Annotated in this window: 19 protein-coding genes and 1 pseudogene; 6 read left to right on the top strand and 14 right to left on the bottom strand. The window is 58.9% G+C overall.

Going from position 1 to position 22148, the window contains the following annotated elements; genetic code table 11:
* Window positions 1–3: 3 nt before the first annotated feature.
* A complete protein-coding gene (locus H0V78_07835) occupies window positions 4–1275 on the bottom strand; it encodes a YihY family inner membrane protein (GenBank protein ID MBA2351687.1) in 1272 nt (423 codons plus the stop codon).
* 29 nt (window positions 1276–1304) lie between these two features.
* Between H0V78_07835 and wrbA the strand changes: the two genes are divergently transcribed.
* On the top strand, window positions 1305–1898 hold the full coding sequence (wrbA, locus tag H0V78_07830) for an NAD(P)H:quinone oxidoreductase (protein ID MBA2351686.1): 594 nt from the start codon (window positions 1305–1307) through the stop codon (window positions 1896–1898).
* A 447-nt stretch (window positions 1899–2345) separates the two neighbouring features.
* Here wrbA and H0V78_07825 read toward each other — a convergent pair whose 3' ends face one another.
* A complete protein-coding gene (locus H0V78_07825) occupies window positions 2346–2750 on the bottom strand; it encodes a type II toxin-antitoxin system VapC family toxin (protein ID MBA2351685.1) in 405 nt (134 codons plus the stop codon).
* A complete protein-coding gene (locus tag H0V78_07820; protein MBA2351684.1) occupies window positions 2747–2968 on the bottom strand; it encodes an AbrB/MazE/SpoVT family DNA-binding domain-containing protein in 222 nt (73 codons plus the stop codon). Before H0V78_07820 ends, H0V78_07825 begins: the two co-directional genes overlap by 4 nt.
* A gap of 478 nt (window positions 2969–3446) precedes the next feature.
* Between H0V78_07820 and H0V78_07815 the strand changes: the two genes are divergently transcribed.
* Window positions 3447–3908, top strand: coding sequence for a pilin (locus tag H0V78_07815; protein MBA2351683.1), 462 nt, complete (start codon window positions 3447–3449; stop codon window positions 3906–3908).
* An 82-nt stretch (window positions 3909–3990) separates the two neighbouring features.
* Window positions 3991–5439, top strand: coding sequence for an O-antigen ligase family protein (locus H0V78_07810; protein MBA2351682.1), 1449 nt, complete (start codon window positions 3991–3993; stop codon window positions 5437–5439).
* Between the two features lie 340 nt (window positions 5440–5779).
* Here the strand turns inward: H0V78_07810 and soxB are convergent, their stop codons facing one another.
* The 4 genes from soxB to moaC all read right to left on the bottom strand — a co-directional run bounded on the left by soxB (window position 5780) and on the right by moaC (window position 9207).
* Window positions 5780–7498 (bottom strand): thiosulfohydrolase SoxB, encoded by a 1719-nt coding sequence (soxB, locus tag H0V78_07805; protein ID MBA2351681.1) that lies wholly within the window; start codon window positions 7496–7498, stop codon window positions 5780–5782.
* A 126-nt stretch (window positions 7499–7624) separates the two neighbouring features.
* Window positions 7625–7948, bottom strand: a complete 324-nt coding sequence (soxZ, locus tag H0V78_07800; protein ID MBA2351680.1) for a thiosulfate oxidation carrier complex protein SoxZ — start codon at window positions 7946–7948, stop codon at window positions 7625–7627.
* Between the two features lie 131 nt (window positions 7949–8079).
* Window positions 8080–8541, bottom strand: a complete 462-nt coding sequence (gene soxY / locus H0V78_07795; protein MBA2351679.1) for a thiosulfate oxidation carrier protein SoxY — start codon at window positions 8539–8541, stop codon at window positions 8080–8082.
* A gap of 189 nt (window positions 8542–8730) precedes the next feature.
* Window positions 8731–9207, bottom strand: coding sequence for a cyclic pyranopterin monophosphate synthase MoaC (moaC, locus tag H0V78_07790; GenBank protein MBA2351678.1), 477 nt, complete (start codon window positions 9205–9207; stop codon window positions 8731–8733).
* A 99-nt stretch (window positions 9208–9306) separates the two neighbouring features.
* Between moaC and H0V78_07785 the strand changes: the two genes are divergently transcribed.
* Complete coding sequence (locus H0V78_07785; GenBank protein ID MBA2351677.1) at window positions 9307–10740, top strand: M48 family metallopeptidase; 1434 nt, start codon at window positions 9307–9309, stop codon at window positions 10738–10740.
* A 53-nt stretch (window positions 10741–10793) separates the two neighbouring features.
* Here H0V78_07785 and chrA read toward each other — a convergent pair.
* Window positions 10794–12138 (bottom strand): annotated as a pseudogene (gene chrA, locus H0V78_07780) (chromate efflux transporter).
* A gap of 142 nt (window positions 12139–12280) precedes the next feature.
* Here chrA and H0V78_07775 point away from each other — a divergent pair.
* Window positions 12281–12508, top strand: a complete 228-nt coding sequence (locus H0V78_07775; GenBank protein ID MBA2351676.1) for a sulfurtransferase TusA family protein — start codon at window positions 12281–12283, stop codon at window positions 12506–12508.
* Window positions 12509–12940: 432 nt separating this feature from the next.
* On the opposite strand, the gene H0V78_07770 is transcribed toward H0V78_07775, so the two are convergent.
* Entirely contained in the window at window positions 12941–13666 is a 726-nt protein-coding gene (locus H0V78_07770; GenBank protein ID MBA2351675.1) for a tRNA 2-thiocytidine biosynthesis protein TtcA, read from the bottom strand.
* A gap of 53 nt (window positions 13667–13719) precedes the next feature.
* Entirely contained in the window at window positions 13720–14460 is a 741-nt protein-coding gene (locus H0V78_07765; protein MBA2351674.1) for a pteridine reductase, read from the bottom strand.
* A gap of 60 nt (window positions 14461–14520) precedes the next feature.
* Here H0V78_07765 and H0V78_07760 point away from each other — a divergent pair, with 60 nt between their 5' ends.
* The gene (locus tag H0V78_07760; protein MBA2351673.1) at window positions 14521–15717 is read left to right on the top strand and encodes an SAM-dependent methyltransferase; all 1197 of its coding nucleotides are present in this window, start codon (window positions 14521–14523) and stop codon (window positions 15715–15717) included.
* Between the two features lie 101 nt (window positions 15718–15818).
* On the opposite strand, the gene H0V78_07755 is transcribed toward H0V78_07760, so the two are convergent.
* From H0V78_07755 to H0V78_07740, 4 genes are all read right to left on the bottom strand, one after another.
* The gene (locus H0V78_07755; GenBank protein ID MBA2351672.1) at window positions 15819–17456 is read right to left on the bottom strand and encodes a YncE family protein; all 1638 of its coding nucleotides are present in this window, start codon (window positions 17454–17456) and stop codon (window positions 15819–15821) included.
* Window positions 17457–17716: 260 nt separating this feature from the next.
* On the bottom strand, window positions 17717–19210 hold the full coding sequence (locus tag H0V78_07750) for a peptidase (GenBank protein MBA2351671.1): 1494 nt from the start codon (window positions 19208–19210) through the stop codon (window positions 17717–17719).
* A gap of 289 nt (window positions 19211–19499) precedes the next feature.
* On the bottom strand, window positions 19500–20870 hold the full coding sequence (locus H0V78_07745; protein ID MBA2351670.1) for a CCA tRNA nucleotidyltransferase: 1371 nt from the start codon (window positions 20868–20870) through the stop codon (window positions 19500–19502).
* Window positions 20871–20990: 120 nt separating this feature from the next.
* On the bottom strand, window positions 20991–21998 hold the full coding sequence (locus H0V78_07740) for a complex I NDUFA9 subunit family protein (GenBank protein ID MBA2351669.1): 1008 nt from the start codon (window positions 21996–21998) through the stop codon (window positions 20991–20993).
* Between the last annotated feature and the right edge of the window lie 150 nt (window positions 21999–22148).

The following is a 22148-nucleotide window of genomic DNA, read 5'->3' as shown; positions in this document are numbered from 1 at the left end:
GGATCATGCCGGCGACAATTCGGGTTCCGGCGCCCGCGTCGGCGTGATGAACACCTCTTTCAATGTCATTTGCATATCGCGAGCCACGCGCGCCGATACCGTTTCAGCAAGCTCGTCGAAATCGGCTGATGTGCTGCCGGCCAGCACCGCGGCCGAATCGGCGCGGAATACCAGCAGCCGATAAACATCCGCAACCTTGATTTCACTGGCATCTTTTATCATCACCCAGCTATTGCCGACCGCCTCGCGCACCCAGCCGGCGTCGGTCAGCAGACCGAGGATTCCCTCGAGATTTTCCAGGCCGAGGTGCATGCGCGCGTGCAGTCTTTTCAGCGTAACCACCTTGCCGCTTTGCTGCTCGGTCCACAATATTTTCAGGATTTCGAGCGCCTCGAAGAAGCGGCTTCCCGGCACCGGCTTGACGCGCCACGCGCCGACCCGCCAATACGGCAGCACGGCGCTGATCACGGCGCCGAACAACACCACCAGCCAGGACAGGTAGATCCACACCAGGAAAATCGGGAAGCTCGCGAATGTTCCGTAGACCAGCGTGTACGTCGGCACCTGCGTAATGTAGAAAGCAAAACCACGCTTCATCACTTCGAACGCGAGTCCGGCGACGATGCCGCCGATCAACGCATCGAGCAGCCTGACGTGGCGATTCGGCACGGTCAGAAAAATCAATGCGAACGCAAGCGAAGTCAGCACTATCGGCACCAGGTTGAGCAACGCGAAGTTCGCGCCCGGCACCTCGCCAACGATCCCCATCGAGATGCTCAGTATCCACGATGTCAGCGAAAGGCTGGCGCCGATCAATACCGGCCCTGTCGTCAGCAGCATCCAGTAAATCAAAACGCTCGACAACACCGAACGCGGCCGCTTCACGCGCCAGATCGTGTTGAGCGCGCGATCTATCGTTATCATCAGCATGATCGAAGTGACCGCGAGGAACACGATGCCTACCGCGGTCAGCTTCGCCGCGTTATCCGCGAATTGCTGCGTGTACGTGCTGATGACGCGTCCGGCGGAATCCGGCACCAGATTGCTCAGAATGAATACCTTGAGCTGCCCCGACAGCTCGTTGAATACCGGAAAAGCAGCTATCACCGTCAGTGCGATCGTGATCAGCGGCACCAGCGCGAGCAAAGCGGTAAAGGTCAGGCTGCCGGCGATCTCCGGACAACGCTCATCGATAAAACGGGTGAAAACGAGCCGGATGAAGTTGAGCGCGCCGCGGCCCTTGTCGAACACCCGTCTAGGGGGGTAGCGTAACATGCCCGTAGATTCCCTGAAAAATCGGCAGCATGCAAGACATCCTCGTGCTCTATTACAGCCATACCGGCGCTGTCCGCCAACTCGCGACGCTGATCGCGCGCGGCATCGAGCAGGCGGCCGGCGTCAAGGCGCGCGTTCGCACTGTGCCCAGAGTTTCCACCGTTTGCGAAGCGACCGCGCCGGCGATACCGGACGAAGGTGCGCCCTACGCCGAACTCAAGGATCTTGAGGAATGCATCGGCCTGGCGCTTGGTTCGCCGACGCGTTTCGGCAATATGGCGGCACCGCTCAAATATTTTCTCGACGGTACCGGTGGCCTCTGGATGTCGAATGCGCTGGTCGGCAAGCCGGCCTGTGTGTTTACCTCGACTGCATCTCTGCATGGCGGCCAGGAGACGACATTGCTAAGCATGATGCTGCCGCTGATCCATCACGGCATGCTGATCGTGGGACTGCCCTATGCCGAACCCGAGATCAATTCGACAACGACTGGCGGCACGCCTTACGGCGCGAGCCATGTCAGCAGCATCGGCGGCGACAGGGCGATCAGTGAAGATGAAAAGCGTTTGTGTATCGCGCTGGGGCGCAGACTGGCGGAAGTCGCATTGAAGCTGAAAAACTGAACAGCGCGATCCCGGACACACGCAGGCGTCTTTGCTGTTTGCACGACTGCACATGTAGTATACGATCGTAAACAAAAGGCATCCCAGGGCACGCAGTAACAAGCCTCGCGGAGAATCCGCACTTGGGACGTACAGGCCGTGCTCCCGCGACTCGGGAACTGCCGATGCCGGCACGCATTTAATCGCCGTTTACCGGATAACCAAAACGCGAGTGGAAGTGCCGGCGATGTTGCATGACGCGCGCGATTGGCCGACAGATTTTGGCGAGTAGATCACGGCGCTTGTCGCGGCTCGGTTTTGCGTAATGGCGGCGATCTTTTTGTCGCTCGCTTTCGCGAATAAGCATCGGCTATTCGACGCAGCCATCCTTTGGTGCTCGGCTCGCCGGAACGCGCCCTCACTCCGATTCGACTGGTACAGGCCACTAGCCGGACGCAAGACACCGGCTCAGGCCAACATCCAATCAGCTACCCTAAGCCCTGGCACTCGCGCAAATTCATCGACGTTGCTGGTAACCGCCGTTGCGCGAATGCTGCGAGCGTGTGCTGCGATCAGCAAATCAAAATCGCTGATTACCCGCCCCTTGATCGCGAGCTTGATTTCCGCGTAGCCGGCGGCGGCGGACGCGGGAAAGTCGTCGACCTCCACGAGCGTCAAGAACTGCGTCAGCGCTAGCAGGTTATCGTTTTTGCGCATGGATTTCTCCAAACCGAACCGCAACTCGCAGAGGGTAATCGCCGATAATTTAAGTTCTGCCGGCGAGCGGCCAGACATGCGACGGGCAACGTATTCATAGCCAGACCGGCGGTTCATGAAATTGATGCAAGTATTTGTATCGAGCATCCAAATCAAGACCAGCCCCTCTCCGGAACCGAAGTTTTTTCACGCTTGATGCGGCCTTTGAAACTCTTGGCTATGTCTATTATTTCTTCGTACGTCGCACTCTTCGGGGACAGCAGCACCGCATTGCCCACCCTGGTAATAATGACCTCGTCGCCTTCAAAGCGAAACTCTTTCGGGAGGCGCACGGCTTGGCTTTGGCCATTCTGGAACAGCTTGGCGGTTTTCATCCAACCACTCCTCTAGCTCGGTATATACTAGGAGTATATCCAAGGAAGCGATGAGTTCAAAGGTGATTTCTTGCGTAAGCGCTCAATTTGACCGCTCTGCTTTCAGCTTCGCCAGCGTTTCTCTTCGCGTTCCTGTCAGGCAAATCAAGCTTTAGCCGCGCCGAAGCACGGCTGCCTATGCTTTGCTGAAAGTGACGCAAAACGTCAGGCCTCAACCCGTCGATTCGATAAAAGAATTTCCGGGAACAGCAAGCCCAGGTAGCCCTCGCGAACGTTCGCGTCTCTTCCCAAAACGCGAGGGGCGATCCTATCATGCTGTAATCGTTAGTCGTTTTTTCCTCCGCGGCTATCTTTAATGCACCCGGTGGCTGACGTTCCACTGCACCCAAACGTTTGGCATACCGCTTGCTCAATACCTGTCAACCCAATCCCCCGGGGTTTGTTAACTACCGACAAACTTTAATTAGGAGCTTTCTGAATGAAACGTATACAACAGGGTTTTACATTGATCGAACTGATGATCGTGGTTGCGATTATCGGTATCTTGGCGGCGGTTGCGATTCCGCAGTATCAGGACTACACGATACGGGCGAAGATGTCGAACGCTGCAACTCATGCTGATCCAGTTAAGCTGGCCATGGCTGATGTTTTTCAGGCGAATGGCGCATTTCCTATAACCGATGCCACTTTTACGGCGGCCACCGGCATTACCCCGAGTACGTCTAAGGAAGTTACCGCTGTCGCGATCGGTGGTACGGCCGCCGCTCCAACAATAACCTTAACTTTGGCTAATTTGGGAACGGGCGTTCCAGCAGGCGCGAACATAGTTTTCACCGGTAACGCTCCGGCGGGTGGCACGAATATCCGTTGGACGGCTGCTACGAGTGCAACGAATGCCGCCGCCGTGGCTTACGTAACAGGAAAACTCAGCGGCTCTTAAGAGATGGTTAGGCACTGAAATAATGCTGCCATGTGTAGTTCAAAGCCCCTCCTCGGAGGGGCTTTGTTTTTAGAGATTAGAAATGCGCGCTCTGCTGGCTTCACGTATCGGCTCCAAAGAAACCTTTCGCACCGCCATTCTATTATCCGGATTAATTGCGGTTGTTGTTTTTATCGTTTTCTCTCCGATTTACACTCCGAGCTTTGCTCCATCTCTCTATGATGGAGCGCGATCGCTGGAGCTTTTCGCTCTCAGCCAATGCGCGATTGTGGCGCTTTATGCCCTGACTTCGAAACGTCTTTTTAATTTCTTTTATATAAAGCCGCCAATACGTAAAGCAGTCATCGGCTTTTTCGCGCTCGCGTGTATGAGCGCGGCTTGCTCTAGTTCACCGCTCGATGCAATGGCAGAAGTCGCATTGACCTGGCTGCTTGTCGCACTGCTGATCATGGTCGTCATTCTTTTTCAACCGCGACCAGTTATGACAGACCGCGTATTGATGGCTGCCTATTATTTTTCGGCACTGGTATTCGGCACTATATTTCTAATCTCTTACTGCGCTACGACTAACGCGGACGCCTCATTCAATTGGTACAACCATTTTATCGGCTTCGGCAACGTCCGTCATTTCAGCCAGTTTCAAGCTTACACATTGCCGCTGATCACTCTACCGATGTTGCTTGCCGTAGTTCCGCTCCGCTGGCGAGCCGTGATTTTTTTAATCGCAGCTATGTGGTGGGGTTTGCAGTTTGCGGTCGGAACGCGCTCCGTATGGTTGGCTGCATCAGCTGCGGCGATCCTTTTAAGCTTGTTCTTGCGTTCCGAATCCTATCGTTGGCTGCTTTGGCAAGCTAAGACACTTCTGGCCGGCGCATTCATTTACTTCGCCAGCCAACACCTTTTCCTAACCAACGACCCTGGTTTGGGAAGCGTTTTGCAGCGAGGATTTGACGGTTCCGGGAGGTGGGAGCTGTGGCGTGCGGCACTTGGAATGATCAAGGAATCGCCCCTCTTGGGCGTGGGACCGATGCACTATTCATTTCAAAATTTCGGAATTGCCGCTCATCCCCACAATGCTGCACTACAGATTGCATCTGAGTACGGCTTGCCGGCGATGTGCCTTGTCGGGCTGCTGGTAGCGTATCTTCTGATGAACGGAATTGCTTGGTGTAAAAAGAGCAGTGGTGAAAATCGGCACATCAATATCGCGCTTTTAGCCTCATTGCTTACCGGGCTGACTGACTCGCTTCTAACTGGCAATAATCTTATGCCACATAGTCAATTCACGCTCTATGTTGTAGCCGGTTGGCTGATCGGCCGGAATGTGCGTATTCAAGCGACTATGACCGAAGTGCAATTAGAGGCCTTGTCTCCGCGAATTCTGATGGTTGCGCTTACTGCAATCGCACTTGTTACGATTGTTTGCTATTCAGGCTTATATTTGCAGAAGTTGAAATCCGATACAACAGTTGTGCTAGGAGAAATCGCGCACCCCCGCTTCTGGCAAAACGGCCACTGGCCGGTGCGGTGAAACAGGCGTAGGTCAGATTGCCGAAAGGTTACCTGACAAAACAAAACACCCTTGGGCCACCCGAATTTCCTTTCTTATTTCTTGCGTTTGATGCTGTCAGGGAGCTTCGCACCCTGACCTACGGTTGAATTGATGTACAGCTACTCGAGATGCATGTGCTCGATATGCTGCGGCGGATGGTTCACCGCCCACTGCGATGGGTACCGAATGTGTAGCCGGCAATTGTCAGGGAGCTTCGCACCCTGACCTGCGGCTAAGCTGGTATGACTTCTCGAGCCAGACGTAGGTCAGGTTGCCGCGAGGCTACCTGACAAAACGCAAATCCCGGAGAGCCGATCCGTTACGCGATTCCCGGATTGCGTTCCATGCCAACCAGCTTTGGCTGACTGATCTTTCGCATCGAGATTTTCTTTTTCTGCTTCAAATAGGCGGTGACGACGTCCCAGATTGGTTCGCTGTCTTTCGTTTCTGCTGCTTCGACATTCGATGCCCAACTCGCGACTTTGTATTTCTTGTCGGCATCAAGCGGCTTGCCCTTGAATGTCAGGCCGCTGATGCGCGAACCGATTTTCTTTTCCGGATTACAGGTGTAATCAAGGCCGCCGACGCGCAGCATATCGCCGCCGTGCTGCGAATACGGGTCGGCATTGAACACGTTGTCGCATACATCTTCCAGCGCGGCTTTGATCGCTTCGCCGGTCATTTCGGTAACGCTGGTTTGCGGGTAGCTGATCGCTGTCTGATCCATCACATTTTCGAGCGTGATCGCTTGATTCGGCATAACCGTCGCGCCCCAGCGGAAGCCCGGCATCAGCGCGATCTGCGCATCTTTCACCTCGATCATCGCGTCGAGAATCAGTTGATCGAAAGTGCCGTTGAAGTTGCCGCGGCGATACAAAGCGCCTTCGGTCATCGCGAGCTTCTCGCCGAGTTTCGCGGCGTAGGGCGCGCGCACTTTCCTGATCAGTTCGCTCATCGCCTTATCGGCTTCAAGCATGTTCGAGAACACCGGGAGCAGCTTGTACTGGTAGCCGGCGACGTGACCCTTCGTGTTCACCTGCAGATCGAGGACGCCGAGGAATTTCCCGTTGGCGCCGCCGTTGGCGACCAGGGTATAGCCGCCGGCATTCTTGACAAGGGTAGGCTGCGGCACCGCGTCATGCGAGTGGCCCCCGAGGATTACGTCGATGCCGCTGACGCGGCTCGCAAGCTTGAGGTCGATACCCATGCCGTTATGCGATAACAGCACGATGACTTTGGCGCCCTTCGCGGCCGCTTCCGTGACAGTTTTCTGCAGGGTTTCTTCGCTGATGCCGAATGCCCAGTCGGCGGTCAAATGGCGCGGGTGCATAATTGGCGTATACGGAAACGCCTGGCCGATGATCGCCACGGGTATGCCGTTGACATCCTTAATGACGTACGGCTTGAATATCGCATCCTTGCCATCGGCGGTGCGAACGTTCTGCGCGACGAAATCGATCTTCCCTTCGAGATCCCTGACGATCTCCTTCACGCGATTCTGGCCGAGCGTAAATTCCCAGTGGCCTGTCATGACGTCGACTTCGAGCAGCTTCGTCGCATCGACCATATCCTGGCCTTTGGTCCACATCGCCGTGGCCGAGCCCTGCCAGGTATCGCCGCCATCGAGCAGTAGCGCGTCGGGGCGCTGCGCGCGGATTTTTTTAACCAGCGTTGCGAGATGGGCGAAACCGCCGACCTTGCCGTAAGTTTTCGCCGCGGCCTCGAAATTCACCGAGCTGAACGCATACGCCTGACGCGAAGTCGGGCTGATCCGGAAATGTTTGAGCAGCGCTTCACCGACCAGATGCGGCGGTTTGCCATGATGATCGCCAACGCCGATGTTGACGCTGGGCTCACGGTAGTAACTCGGTAAAAGCTGCGCGTGGCTGTCGGTGAAATGCAGCAAAGTCACGTTGTTGCCAAACGTCGGCAGGTCATACATGCCGCTGATCGTGTTCGCGAGGGCGGCCTTGCTGTTGAAGGCCAGGCCCGATGCTGCGGCCATCGCCAGCACGTGCAGGAATTCACGACGATTCATTTTGTCTCCCTATGTTGCATTTCAGGCCGCCGCGACTTTTTCGAACAATGTGTATCGCTTCTCGCCAGCCTGACCGCGCGCTTTTGCCGCGCGCTCTTGGTTCCGTCGGCCTGAAACCGCTCGGGATCAGGCCGGTTCTATTTTCGCGTCGATGCTGCTCGCATCGCCTTTGTTGTCGACCCAGCTCACGCTCACCGTGTCGCCGGCTTTGGCGCCCTTGATCTTGAAACCGAAGAACGGATTCTTCGAGATCGCCTGACTCCACTGGGCATCGACAACGACCTTGCCGTTGTGCGTCGCCTTGATATGCTGGATAAAGTGGCGCGGAATCAGCTCGCCATTCGCATCCTTGCGTTGCCCCGTTTCCATCGGATGGTTAACCAGCACCTTGATGTCGGCGGCGCTTTTGTCCGCATCCATTCTGGCGCGGATTTTCATTGCCTGTGGCATGCGATTATTTCCGCTCGATCAAGTCAGCTCGCAAGAGCTGTACCCGAAGACCCGATCCCCACCCGAACCCTCCCCAGCAAGTGGGGAGGGAGCAAACCGAAGTGAGCCAGTAAACTGCGCTTCATGGCCGCTCATTCGCCGCAACCGCCTATCGTCACTTTCACGTCTTTGCTGGCTGCATAGAACTTGCCGCCGGCCTCAACTACCGCCTTGATATTCGAGCTTTCCCCCATCTTGATACGGGTCGCAACGAAGCCTTCCGCGCCATTCAGAAAGTGGATTTGCGCAATCAGTGGAAATGGATTTTTCTCGACCAGAATCGCGATCGATCGCGTGTTCGGAATGCGGCTTCTGACCTCTATGGGCACTACTGCACCATTTTCGGCAATCTGCGGCGTGCGAATCTCGATGTCTGTGCTGGCGGTGGCGTTTACGACGCCGATGCCTTTGAGCGCGCCGTCCATATCAGGCGCGTCGAACGCGGGCGCGTTCCAGCCAGCGGCGAAAACGGCGCGCAGCATGCCGCCGCTAAGCACAGCTGCACTGGCTAAATAACCCGCCACTTTCATCAAGGTACGGCGCGCGCGATTCATCTCATCTGCTCCCGGACATGGATTCGACGAGTGTGACTCCGTCGCACCCGCTCCGTTCTCGTGGGTTGCAGCGGCTCACCAATTCGGCTGGCCGATTCAACTGCACACAGCTCCGCTGGAATACCGCAATCGGCGCACATCCTGCTTTGATCCGATTCGTATCACCCGGTCACAGTCGTTCCAGCCAACTCACGCATTCGTCCAAAGGCCCGATTTCCCACCCGCTTTTTCAATGAGCCGGATATTTTCCATATGCATGCCGCGATCGGCCGCCTTGCACATATCGTAAATCGTCAACAGCGCGACGTTGATCGCAGTCAGCGCTTCCATTTCGACGCCGGTGCGTCCGAAGGTTTCGGTTGTTGCGACGCAATCGACCGAATTCGTCTGATGATCGAGCGTAAATTCGATGCCGACTTTGGTCAAAGCCAGCGGATGACACAACGGAATCAGATCCGATGTGCGCTTCGCGGCCTGGATCCCGGCGATACGCGCGACGCCGAGCACATCGCCTTTCTTTGCGCCGCCTTCGGCGATCTTGGCAAGGGTTTCGGGCTGCATGAAAATGCTGCCGGCGGCGCGCGCGATCCGGTGCGTTTCGCGCTTACCGGCGACATCGACCATGTGCGCCTGGCCACGGCTATCGAAGTGGGTTAAATCGCTCATCGGGTCGGCTCATTGATTGCGTGCAAGGGTGCAACGGGAGGGCAACGGCGCAGCCGCCGCAATTCAGGAACTCAACCCGCAAAGGAATATCATAGCACCATGAATTTCCGCCATCTAATCGCAGCCTTATGTATCTTCGGCCAGGTTGCGCGGGCCGACGGCCTGCCCGATCTGGGCGATGTTTCGCAGGGCGCTTTTTCGCCGTTGCAGGAGCAGCAGATCGGCGAGAGCATCATGCTCGAAATTCGCGCGGACAAGAGCTACTTTGCCGATCCCGAACTGACCGATTATCTGAACGATCTCGGTTATCGGCTGGTGTCGAACAGCCCGGATTCGCGTCAGGCGTTCGAGTTTTTCCTGATCCGCGACAGCTCAGTCAACGCGTTCGCCCTGCCTGGCGGCTTCATCGGTGTCCACACCGGTTTGATCACGACCGCGCAAAGCGAATCTGAGCTTGCCGGCGTTTTGTCGCACGAGGTCGCGCACGTCACCCAGCGTCATCTCGCGCGCATGATCTCCGGCCAGAAGCAAAGCACGTATTTGTCGCTCGGTTTGCTGGCGCTGGCGATTCTGGCGGCGCGCGGGAATTCCGAAGTATCGCAAGCCGCGGTCGCCGGCGCGCAAGCCACGGCGATCCAGAGTCAGCTCGATTTTACGCGCGATCACGAACGCGAGGCAGATCGCGTCGGTCTGCAGATACTGCAAAAATCGGGCTTTGACCCGCGCGCCATGCCGTCTTTCTTCGAACGCCTGCAAAAGTCGACGCGCGCGATCGAGAATAATGCCCCCGCGTATTTGCGCACGCACCCGCTGACTTACGAGCGCATCGCCGATGTGCAAAGCCGCACACAGGAAATGAGCTACAAGCAGGTGCCGGACAGCCTCGCCTTCCAGTTGCTGCGCGCCAAGCTGCGCGCGAATAGCGGCAGCGCGAAAGAAGCGCTCGACTATTTCGAAGATAGCGTGCAGGAGAAGAAATTTACCAATGAGGCGGCGAGCCGCTATGGCTTCGTCGCGGCGCTGATGCGCAGCAAGGATTACGCGCGGGCAAAGCAGGAAATGGCGGCTTTGCGCAAGATCGCACCGGCCAGCCCGATCATCGATACGCTCGCCGGGCAATTGAAGATCGCAACCGGCGACCACGCCGGCGCTCTGGAACATTACCGGCTGGCGCTGAAAAGCCATCCCGGTTATCGCGCGCTTGTTTACGATTATGCCGCATTGCTACTGCAGACCAAGCGCGGCCAGGAAGCGCTGGCGTTGATCAATGACGAGTTGCAGATTCATCCCTCGGATTCGCAGCTTTACCTGTTGCAGGCGCGAAGTTACGCTGCGCTCGACAAGAAACTGCTGCAACACAAGGCGCAGGCCGAAGCTTATGTGCGGCTAGGCACTCTTCCCGCCGCGATCGAGCAATTGCAGATCGCGTTGCGCAGCGGCGATGGCGATTTCTACCAGCTATCGAGCGTCGAGGCGCGGCTGCGTGAATTGCGCGCCGTCGATCAGGAAAACCGCAAGGCCGCGCAGCAGTAGCAGGCTGGGCGGCTGCGTCCGGCCGTTCCGAATCACGAAAGGGATTGCGCGAGTCATGCCGCGACCGCTACACGCGCCAGCAGTCCCATCATTCCGCACGCCGCAATGACTGGAATAATTCCGATCCTGTAGCGAAACAGGGCGATCAGCGCGGCGATGCCGATCGCGGCCGATAGCCACTCGAACCCGCCTTTGAACCCTTGCGGCCAGAGCACGTGGTAGGCGAAGAAAACGGCCAGATTCAAAATCACTCCGACCACGGCCGCGGTAATACCCGTCAGCGGCGCAGTGAATTTCAAGTCGCCGTGCGTCGATTCGACCAGCGGCCCGCCGATCAGGATGAATAAAAAACACGGCAGAAAGGTAAAGAACGTGACGACCGTCGCCGCCGTCGCGCCGGCAAGAAACAAGGCCTCGGGACCGAAGATTTCCTTGCTCCAGCCACCCACAAACCCGACGAAAGCGACGACCATGATCAGCGGCCCCGGTGTCGTCTCGCCGAGCGCCAGGCCATCTATCATTTGCGTTGCCGTCAGCCACTGATATTGTTCGACGCCGCCCTGATACACGTAGGGCAGCACGGCATAGGCGCCGCCGAAAGTCAGAAGCGCAGCCTTGGTGAAAAACCAGGCCATGTGCGTCAGCGTCGCGTCCCAGCCGAACAGCGCGATCAGCGCGGCCATTGCGGCCAGCCATATGGCGATTCCGACCGCGGCAAGAAGCGATGCGCGCCGCTACCTGAACTCGGCATGCTTCGGCGTCGGTGTGTCATCGTCTATCAACGCCGGCCCGTAGTCTTTCCCCGCGGCGCCATGTGCTCCGCCGGTCGCGAACTTGCCCGGAGCGATGCGGCCACCTAAGGCGCCGAGGACGCCGGCCCGAGAACGATATACGGAAACGGAATTTTCAAAGCGAAGATCGCCACGAATGCCGCCGCTGCGATCGTCCATAACACGCCGTTTGTGAGCACGCGCGAACCGATGCGATAAGCAGCAAAGGCGACGATTGCGGTGACCGCAGGCTTGATGCCGTACAGGATGCCGGCAATCGCCGGCACGTCGCCGAAGCGCAGATAAACCCACGTCAGCGCGATCAGCACGAACAGCGACGGCAGCACAAAGAGTGTCCCGGCAACGATGCCGCCCCAGGTTCGATGCAGCATCCAGCCGATGTTAACCGCGAGCTGCTGCGCTTCCGGGCCGGGCAGCAGCATGCAGTAATTGAGCGCATGCAAAAAACGCTTCTCGGAAATCCAGCGCATACGCTCGACCAGATCATGATGCATGATCGCGATCTGTCCGGCCGGCCCGCCAAGCTGATAAAGCCGAGCCGCAGCCAGTAACGGAAGGCTGCGGCCCGGCTGACCTGCGGCACGGCAGAGGATGATTCGACAGTCATTCTTAATGATTGTGTTGCGTCGTACGCGGAATCGAAGCCGATATTACCGCGTAGCACCGGCTTGCGCGCGCCACGCCGTTTGCTATATAACAGTTTTTCGATTTTCGTTCAGATACGGCGTCAAGGCGCCAGGAGCAAGGCTATGGATTTCGATAGAGAACTGGACGCGCGCGGACTGAATTGCCCGCTGCCGATTTTGCGGACAAAAAAATCACTGACCGATATGCTGTCGGGCGACGTACTGAAAGTCGTTGCCACCGATCCGGGCTCGGTCAAGGACTTTCAGGCGTTCTCAAAACAGACCGGGCATGCGTTATTGTCGGCGGTCGAATCGAAAGGTGAGTTTTCGTTTTTTCTCCGGAAAAGATAGCGGCGGACTGGAAGTCTTGCTCGCCCCGATGTAAGTCTTACATTGACGGCGATGGCGCTGCCATCGCGCACTATGCCAATGTAATAGCGCGTCGCGCGTCGCTTGTCAAAATCCCGTTCCATGTACCTGCCACAGTGCGGGAATGTTTATTGCATAACGTGCGTTTGATCGTTGCGGTCTGAAGCGCGGCGATCTCAACTTACTTATGAGAGGAGAACGAAATGGCTCAAGGAAAAGGCAAGGGCGGTGGAGACAAGGGCGGCAAATCAAAGGACGCCGACAAGAAAAAAGCGCCGGCCAAGGAAAAATCCAAACCCGGAAAAAGCAAGTAACCGTTAACCAACGTCATCCCCGCACGTCACGCCCGCGGGGATGACGGTTCGCCAGTCAAACGCAAACGGTCCGGCGCATCGAAACGCCGGACTTTTTTTGTCAGGCAGCGGCGCTCGACAGGCCCGGCGGCGCAACGCCCAGAAGCGGCCGCATAGCACTCAGTAAATTCGGGAACAGCTTCGAATTTTCGGCCTCGAACTGGGCGAGCTTCTGTTTGGTCTGCCAGCGCTGCATGGGCATCGCAAAACATGCCGGACAATTTTCCGGAATGACCGGCAAGCCGGCGTTTTTCGCGAAAGCGGCAGTCTGACGTTCGCGTACATAGATGAACGGCCGAATGATGCGAAGATCGCCGGCGTCGTTCACGTAATGCGCCTGCATCGTCCTGAGTTTGCCGCCGAAAAACGCCGACAGCATGAAGGTTTCGGCAAGATCGTCGAGATGCTGGGCGAGCGCCAGCACGTTATACCCTTCGCGCCGCGCAGCGCCGTACAGCATGCCGCGGCGCATGCGCGAGCAGAATGCGCAAAACGACGCCTTGCCCATTTTCCGTTTCGCCAGTTCGAGCACCGGGGAGCTTTCGTAAAAGTACGGCACGCCGAGTTCGGTCATACAGGCTTTCAGCGGCGATGGATCGTATTCGGGCGATTGCGGATCGACGGTTGCTGCCGCCAACTCGAATTTGACCGGTGACGTGCCTTGCATGTGGAGCAGCGTATGCAGCAGCGAAAAGCTGTCCTTGCCGCCCGACAAGCCGAGCAAAACCCGATCGCCTTCGCGGATCATCGCATAATCGCCGAGCGCCTTGCCGGTGAGGCGCAACATGGTTTGCGGCGGTTTAATTGCGGTTCTGGTCACGATTTGATCTCACTGTCGAATCACATGTTGACGCTACGCCCGCCATCGACCGCGATCACCTGCCCGGTCAGATAGGGCGCGTCGCTGATCAGGAATTTCGCCGCGCGCGCAATATCGTCCGGATCGCCGACGCGCTTCAATATCGTCTGATTAACGATGCGCTGGCGCGATACCTCGTCCGACCACGCTTCGTCCTCAGGCCAGACGATGGTGCCGGGCGCGATGCCATTGACGCGCACCTCGGGCCCGAGCTCGCGCGCCAGCGAGCGCGTCAGGGCAACCAGACCGCCTTTGGCGACGCTGTAGACGACATGGTTCTTCATCGGATGCTCGGCGTGGATGTCGATAATGTTGATGATGCAGCCATGCGTTTTGCGGAGGTGCAATGCCGCGGCCTGCGACAAAAACAGCGGCGCCTTCAGATTGGTGCCGATCAGGTCGTCCCAGGCTTTTTCGGTGATTTCGCCGATCGCAGTCGGGAAAAAGCTCGATGCGTTGTTGATCAGGACATCGAGCCGGCCGAAGCGCTCGATCGTGCTTTTGATCAAACTGGGCAGCGCCGAAAGCTTGAGCAGATCGGCGCGAGCCAGCGCCACCGAATCGGCGCGGCGCGCATTCAGCTCGGCTTGCATGGCGCGCGCCTCGTTCATCGACGCGCGATAGTGCACCATGACTTCCGCCCCTTCGCTGTGCAGCCAGCGGCACATTGCAGCGCCCACGCGCCGCGCGCCTCCGGTAATCAGCACGACCTTGCCTTGCACGCCGCACCTCTTTGTTATTCAATCGAACTTGCTGAACCACGAGGCTGAAATATAAACCGCCTGCCGCCGCATCGCTCGCGCCTGCCTGAACCTGGCGACCATGCCCTGCGCCACAGTCGGCGGGTCCGCGAACGGATCGAGCGCGAGATTGTCGATTGCGGCGGCTGGATCAGCTTCGCGCGCTATATGGAGCTGGCGCTCTACGCGCCGGGCCTCGGTTATTACAGCGCGGGCGCCGCCAAATTCGACGCGAGCGGCGATTTTATCACTGCGCCGGAACTCTCCGCTTTGTTCGCGCGCACGCTCGCCCGCCAATTTGCGCCGCTGCTCGCCCGCACTGGCGACATGGCTGACGGCGACATTCTCGAACTCGGCGCCGGCTCCGGGCGCATGGCGCTCGACTTGCTGACCGAGCTCGAAAGCATCGGGCGCTTACCGCGCCGCTACAGGATCCTCGAAATCAGCGGCGATCTCGCTGGCCGCCAACGCGATTTGCTTGTTGAGCATGCGCCGCATCTGGCCGAGCGCGTCGAGTGGTTGCACACGCTGCCCGAATCTTTCAGCGGAGTCATTGTCGCCAACGAAGTTCTCGATGCGCTGCCGACGCATCTCGTGGTCTGGCGTGAAGCGGGCATCGACGAGCGCGGGGTCGCGGTCGAAGCCGGTGAATTCGTCTGGCGAGATCAGCCGATCACAGGTGGCCGACTGCTTACAGCGGCGACCCGGTTGCAGCGCCGAGGCTGCATGAGCGGAAACGCGGGCGGCTACCTGAGTGAAATCAATCTTGCCGCCGGCCAGCTCGTCGCAAGCCTGGCAAATATTCTGGTCAAGGGCGTCGTCCTGCTGATCGACTATGGTTTCGGCGAGAGCGAGTACTATCACGCACAGCGCGATCGCGGCACCCTGATGTGCCATTACCGGCATCATGCGCACGAGGATCCGTTTCACCTGCCCGGGCTCGACGATATGACGAGCCATATCGATTTCAGCGCCATTGCCGAAAGCGGCGTCAGCGCCGGCCTGCGGCTTGCCGGGTATACGACGCAGGCGCAATTCCTGATCAATTGCGGCATTACCGAATTGCTCGAGACGCTGGCGGCTGGCGATCCGCCCGGGTATGCCTCGATCGCCAGGGCCGCGCACAAGCTCTTGAGTCCGGCAGAGATGGGGGAATTGTTCAAGGTGATGGCCTTGAGCAAAAACTGGCCGGAGCCGCTGTCCGGTTTCACCCAGGGCGACAAGCGCCGCTTGCTTTAGCGGTTTGTTGAAAAGCCGTAACGTGCCATTGCGAGGATTCCCTGGCATAAAAAACGCGCATCCGCAGATGCGCGTTTTACTTCACTTGCTTGTCGCGACTCTTACTTGCCTACCCGGCGGCGGAACGCGTAGAACGATCCCGCCAACAACAGTAGTAGCGGCAGGCCATAATCGGCGGTGCCGTCAATGTTCAGGGCACATCCGCCACCACCACCGCCGTCACCGCCTGGTGCAGGGGCCGGCGGCGGGCCTGGCGGTGGAGCCGGCGCTGCATCATCGTCCGCGATCGTGACGGTCGCAGTGCCCGCACCGGGTGCCGCGCCCCCGGTCGGCGCGCCCAGCGTTACCGTGAAGTTCTCGTTGCCCTCACCACTCGCGCCATCATTCGTGATAGGCACCGCCACCGTCTTCGCGGCGGGGTCGCCGCTGGCAAAGCTGACTGTGGCCGGCGTCGCGGTCGGCGTAAAATCGCTGTTAGCCGTTGCGCTGCCCGAAGCCACCGATACAGTTGCGCTAATCGCGCCAGCAGTGCCGCCGGTACGCGTCACCGTCAAGGTCACGACGCCGCCAGCGACGTTCTCGGCCACCGTCACGGCTGACGGATCGAATTGCAGGGCGCTGGCCGAACCGGTGGTGGATGGGGCGATTGCGAGGTACTTCGGATTGTTTCCGGCCGGGATCGGATTATTGACCGCCGCGACCGCAGTGGGGCCCGAGGTGTCGAAAACAGACACGTTATCGCTACCCGCATTCGGGATGTAGAGACGACTGCCGTCAGCAGAAAACTCCATGAATTCGGGCGCGGTGCCCACTGTGAACGTATCCACCGGCGTACTCGAAAGCGTCGCTGCGTCAAAAGCGAACACGCGGTTACCGAAATCCTCGACTACGTAGAAGCGCGTGTTGTCTGGATTCAGCAAGATGCTGCCAGGCCTGAAGCTCGTTGCAATCGGTGCAGCCTCCGTTACCACATCATTCGCGGCTATATTAAATACCCGAATGCTTTGTCCTGGTGCCGTCACGGGGGGATCGTCAGTATTCGCGACCAGCAAGCGGTTCCGAGCGGAATCGAACGCAACATCGTCCGGCTGAGGGCCGGCCGGAATGTTGCTGCCGATCAAAGTCGGCGGAACCGTTTCGGTTCTGATCGCCGACACCGTGTTGTCTCCGCGATTCGGAATGTAAGCGCGAGTGCCGGCGGCATTGAATACGATGCTTTGCGAGCCCGATCCCAATGTAAGGCTGGAATTCGCAATAACGGCGCCGGCACCGCCATTCGCATCGGTATCGACGACAACGACGTGGCCGCTGAACTGTACGACGAAAAGCTGATTGGGGAATCCCGGCCGGAATGCGAGCTTGGCCGGCCCGGTTGTTGGACTGCCGCCGCCTGGCCCGCCGGGTCCTAGCGGAATCGTATTGAAAACAGGGTTAGCGCTATTGGCAGTCGAAAGCTCAAGAACATCGATTTCATTAGCGCGGACGTCGGCGATATAAGCTCTGGTTCCGGCCTGGTTGATGACGATATCTTGCGGGCCGGTATCCGGACCCAAAGTATTTGTTGCCGGAATTACGATCGGAGCGCCAACGGGTAGGTTGGTCTGAGTATCGAAGACCGTTATCGTAGGCGGCTGCTGCAACACATTCACCACATAAGCATTCGGCGCCGCCTGCGCCAACGTCCCGGCGAGCCCCATGATTAGCGCGCCCGGCGCCTTACAGGCTGATGACAACTTCATATTCAATCCCCAAAGTAGTTGTGAGAGAGAGAGAGTCGATAAGCAAAGATTCCGGGGGAAGCTAACCTGCCTTTGCGTGGCTTTATCGCGATGCGGCAGATCACGGCGGAACAAGACTGAGCATGGTAAAGTGACTTGCATAGCCTGTAAACCTGTGTTTTCAATGACCTGACGAGCGTTGCGAATGGGGCGCCGAATGGAATTCAGGCGTGCGTAGTTCAAGACAACCGGGGATTCCCGCTGGCCTGGAAATGCTTCGATCAGCGCGGGAACGACTCCTTACCCTGAGTTACTGGGTCGCGTAAAAGGTGAGCGAGAACGCGATCGCGATCCCGCCGCAGGCGCGTTTCGAGGGCTTCCAGCTTCGGCGCAATCGCCGCGCCGACTTCGATTTGCGGCTGCGAATGCGTGTAGCCCTGCTCGTTCTCCCACTGCGCGATGGTTTCGAGCGCTCCAGCAAAGGCGTCGCTGAATGAATACTTGGTGCGCAATTGCTCGTCGAACAACGCGCGGCCGAACCAGGTGAAATCGGCTTCGTTTTCGCAGCCGAATGAGGTGTTTCTGGCATCGGCGGCGGTCATGATCAGCGTGTTTTCGTTTTTGAGCGGCGCCACGAAGCCGCCCGAATAGCATGCCGAGATCGCGATAATCCGCCATTTAATGCCGGCCCGCACGAGGGCGTCGCGCAGGAATCCGGCATCGACCTGGTTCAGCCGCAGCGGTTCGAATTCGACCTGAAGCTCGTGAAACTGCGAGCCGTGCGTGGTGATGAACAGGAACAGCATGTCTTCTTCCGCATCCATGATCCCGGCGATTTCTTCCAGCGTGCGGGCGAGATGGGTGGTCGTCGCAAGCGGCGTTTCCGCCAGCGTTTGCGCATTGTTGATCAGCGCGATCGAGCGGCCGGCGGTATCGAAACGCTCGTCGAACAACTTTTTCACGGCCTGCGTTTCCTTCATGAACACATCCTGACTCGCGTACGGCGCGAAGCCGACGAAGTACAAATCGGCAACTCCCGGACGCTGCGGCGCCAGCGCCGCAAGTTGGGCGCCGAGCAAGCGCGGTTGCGCTTCTAGAACGTTTTCGGACGCAGCCGAGGGAAAGCCGGCCCGGATATCCTCATCCGCCGCGGCAAGCCACAGTTCGCCGGCCGGGAAAAACCACTGCGGCATGATCCCGAGAGCGACGATGAGTGCTATTGCCGCGAGTGTTTTCGGCAAACGCCAGCCGGTAACCAGAATCACGCCGGCGATCGTCACCGCAAGCGCCCAGACCAGGTAGGCGGTATAGAGCGCCGAATAGATTTCGTGCCTCGGGAACGGCAGCGCGTTGCCGAGAATCTCGCCTATGTTTGCGCTGATGCCCGTTGCGTCACCACCTCCCGCTATGGCCGCGACGCCAAGGTAGACGACGGTGAAAGCCGGGGCCGTGGTCAGCGCGACAACCGGAATCGCCAATGCGATCGACATATCGCCTTGCATCCGCGCAATCAGGTAACCGGCGAGCACCAGCAGCGCGATAAAAAATATTTCGCCGGGCAGCGCGGCCGGATTCAAAACGCCGCCGCTGCCATTGGCGGTCAGGCTCACCAGCAGATTCAGCATCAACTGCACGATCGCAAGCGCTACCAGTTGATCGGGCGAAACGCGGAAATCAGCGCGGCTCAAGCGGCGAACCATCAGCGCTGCGAGGCGCACGCCGCTTTTCAGATTGACGCCGAGATCGCGCCAGAAACTGGGGTTGGCAGATGTCATGCTGAATGGTGCGCCTTGGCTTCCATGCAAGTAAATCGAGAAAACATGATTCAGGCTTTCGAGTGAAGCACGAGGCTAATCTAACGTGTCGGCGGGCCCTTCCCCCGTCAAGGGGGAAGGATACAAATGAGCGCAAGCCTTACGGCGCCACCCCGTCCCAACTTTCCCCCCCATCAAGGGGAAGGAGACAAACGATCGCTTCCTCCCCACTTGCTGGGGGGGCTGGGGTGGGGATGAGCCCGCGCAGTGACCGATTCCGCCCATCCACTACCCTTCAACCGATGGCGGCTCACCGCGAATCGCCCAGCGCCGCGCGTATCGCTGACAAACGAGCCTCGTGAATGCGTTCGCGTATCGAGATAGGCTCATTTTGCCCGGCGATCGCGCCCGAATCGACAGTTTGCGCCGCAGTCAGTGCGCGGACCAAACGCATTACCTGCGGATACGGCTTGTCGGCGCTATCCGGAATGCCGTTCGGACCGTCGCTTTCGCCGATGCGGCCAAGAAAATCGCATTCGCACACCCGCAGCATCTGCGCAAAGCGCTGCGGTTTGCGAAAGGCGTCGCTTGCTTCGAGCAGTCTCAGTATGGTTGCCGGCTTCAACTCCAGCGCGCGATGGACGTTGCCATGATGGATTGCGGTCAGGCGCGCAAGGTCGCGGCATTCGTTCGGCGCCCGCAATCGCGCGCACAATTCCTCGACCAGTTTCAGGCCGCGCGCCTCATGGCCGATGTGCCGCGGCAGGATTTCCGGCGGCGTCGTTCCCTTGCCGAGATCGTGCGTCAATGCCGCGAAGCGTTCCGCCAGCGACAGATCGCAAGCGGCGGCGCAGTCGACAACCTGCATCACGTGCAGGCCGGTGTCGATTTCGGGATGATACTTCGCGGGTTGCGGCCGCGACTCGGCGGGCGAAGCCTCGGGGCGGGAGCGGCCGCCTACGCCCCGTATCGACGGCGTTTGCACGCGGCTTTCGGCGTCCCTTCCCGCACCCCCCGCTTCGCGGGCACCGAGTTCGGGGCGCACACCGAACAGGCGATCGATCTCAGGCAAAATGCGGGCGAGCGCGCCGCAATCGCGTAACGCCACGAACATGCGCGACGGCTTTTGCTCCATCAAACCCCTGGCCAATTCCTGCCAGACGCGCTCCGCGACCAGCGCATCGGCTTCGCCCGCGTTCACCATGTCGCGCATCAGCGCCAGGGTCTCCGGCGCAATGGCAAAACCGAAGCGCGCGGCAAACCGCGCAACGCGCAGCACGCGCACCGGGTCCTCGGCGAAGGCCGGGCTGACGTGGCGTAGAATGCCCGCGCGCAAATCGCCGATGCCGCCGAACGGATCGATCAGCGCGCCGCTTTCGTCGCGCGCGATCGCGTTGATGGTGAGATCGCGGCGCTGCAAATCCTGTTCGAGCGTGACGTCCGTCGCGGCATGCACGACGAAGCCTGTGTATCCAGGCCCTGTTTTGCGTTCGGTGCGCGCCAGCGCGTGCTCCTCGTGCGTTTCGGGATGCAGGAAAACCGGAAAATCCCGGCCGACGGGCTTGTAGCCAAGCTGCGTCATTTGCTCGGGCGTTGCGCCGACGACGACGAAATCGCGATCCTTGACCGGCAGGCCGAGTAACTCGTCGCGCACGGCGCCGCCGACTTCGTAGATCCGCATCAAACAGCGTGGATCATCACGTCACGGGCATCGCTGCCGTTTCATGAAATCGATTCGAGAAACGCCGGAGCAGGAGGTCGGCATGCACCCACCTTACGTCCGATCGACTCGAGCCGACCATCATTGGCCGCTTGTTCCGCGCCCCGCCGTCGATCGCATGTCGTCGTAATCGGACTTGCGCGGGCGCAGATAAGTGGGAACGACGGCCTCGAGCGAAGCCGGCTTTATGGCAAACGGGAAAGCGCAGCCGCCGATACGGCCGCTGCCGCTTTCGTCCTTGCAGACGTTATCGATTTGCATCGAATGATAATTGTCGCGCGTCATCAGTTTGAGCGGCAGCCATTCCATTGCCGCTGCCTGCCAGTACGAGAGCCGGTCGTTCAGGCCGATGACGCGGCGCGGATGGCCGGCGGCGCGGCTTGCATACTCAACAAGTTGACGCAGCGTGTAAACGTCAGGGCCGCACAGATCGTAGCTTTGGCCAGCCGCGGCGGGGACGAACAGGCTTTCTACAAAAGCGCAGGCGACGTCTTCGACGAACACTGGCTGAAAGCGTGCCCGCGGGCAGGCAAGCACGATAACGGGAAGCCATTTGGCCAGTGCCGCAAACAGGTTCAGAAAGCTGTCGCCCGGACCGAAAATCACGGATGGACGAAACACGGTAGCGCCGACTCCGCTTCCCGAACTCGACTGCGAACTGGCGCCCGCAGCGCGCCGCAGCAGCGCTTCGCCGCGGCCCTTCGAGCGCAAATATTCGCTGGGCGCGTCCGGGCTTGCGTTCAGCGCACTCATGTGCAGCAGGCGGCCGACACTCGATTTGACGCAGGCTGTGGCGATCTTGCGCGGCAGTTCGACGTGCGCAACTTCGAAAGCGCCTTTGCGGTTTTCGTGCAGGATGCCGATCAGGTTGATCACGGCATCGCAGCCGGCGGTCAGCTTTTCGAGGGTTTGCTGGTCGTGCACATCGGCGTTCACGACTTCAACCGCAGGCAGCACGATCAGATGCCTGGCGCGTTCACGATTGCGCGTCGGCACGATAACTTTGACGCGGCGCTTCGCAAGCTGGCGGACGATGTGACGCCCAACGAAGCCGCTGCCGCCAATCACGCAAACCCTGGAAATGTTCATAAGCAAGCGGTTACGAAAAGATGATTCCGGCGGGCAATCGCGGAGGTGCTCGAATCGACCCGATCAGCGGACAGTTCCCGGGAATTCACTCTGAACTGACCTGGTTCACTGTTGGTAATCGCAAATTCCAAACCGTTAACGAGCTATGCC

It is taken from the genome of Burkholderiales bacterium (genome assembly GCA_013695435.1).
Taxonomy (GTDB): Bacteria; Pseudomonadota; Gammaproteobacteria; order Burkholderiales; family JACMKV01; genus JACMKV01.
This window is presented reverse-complemented; position numbering and strand designations above follow the sequence as displayed.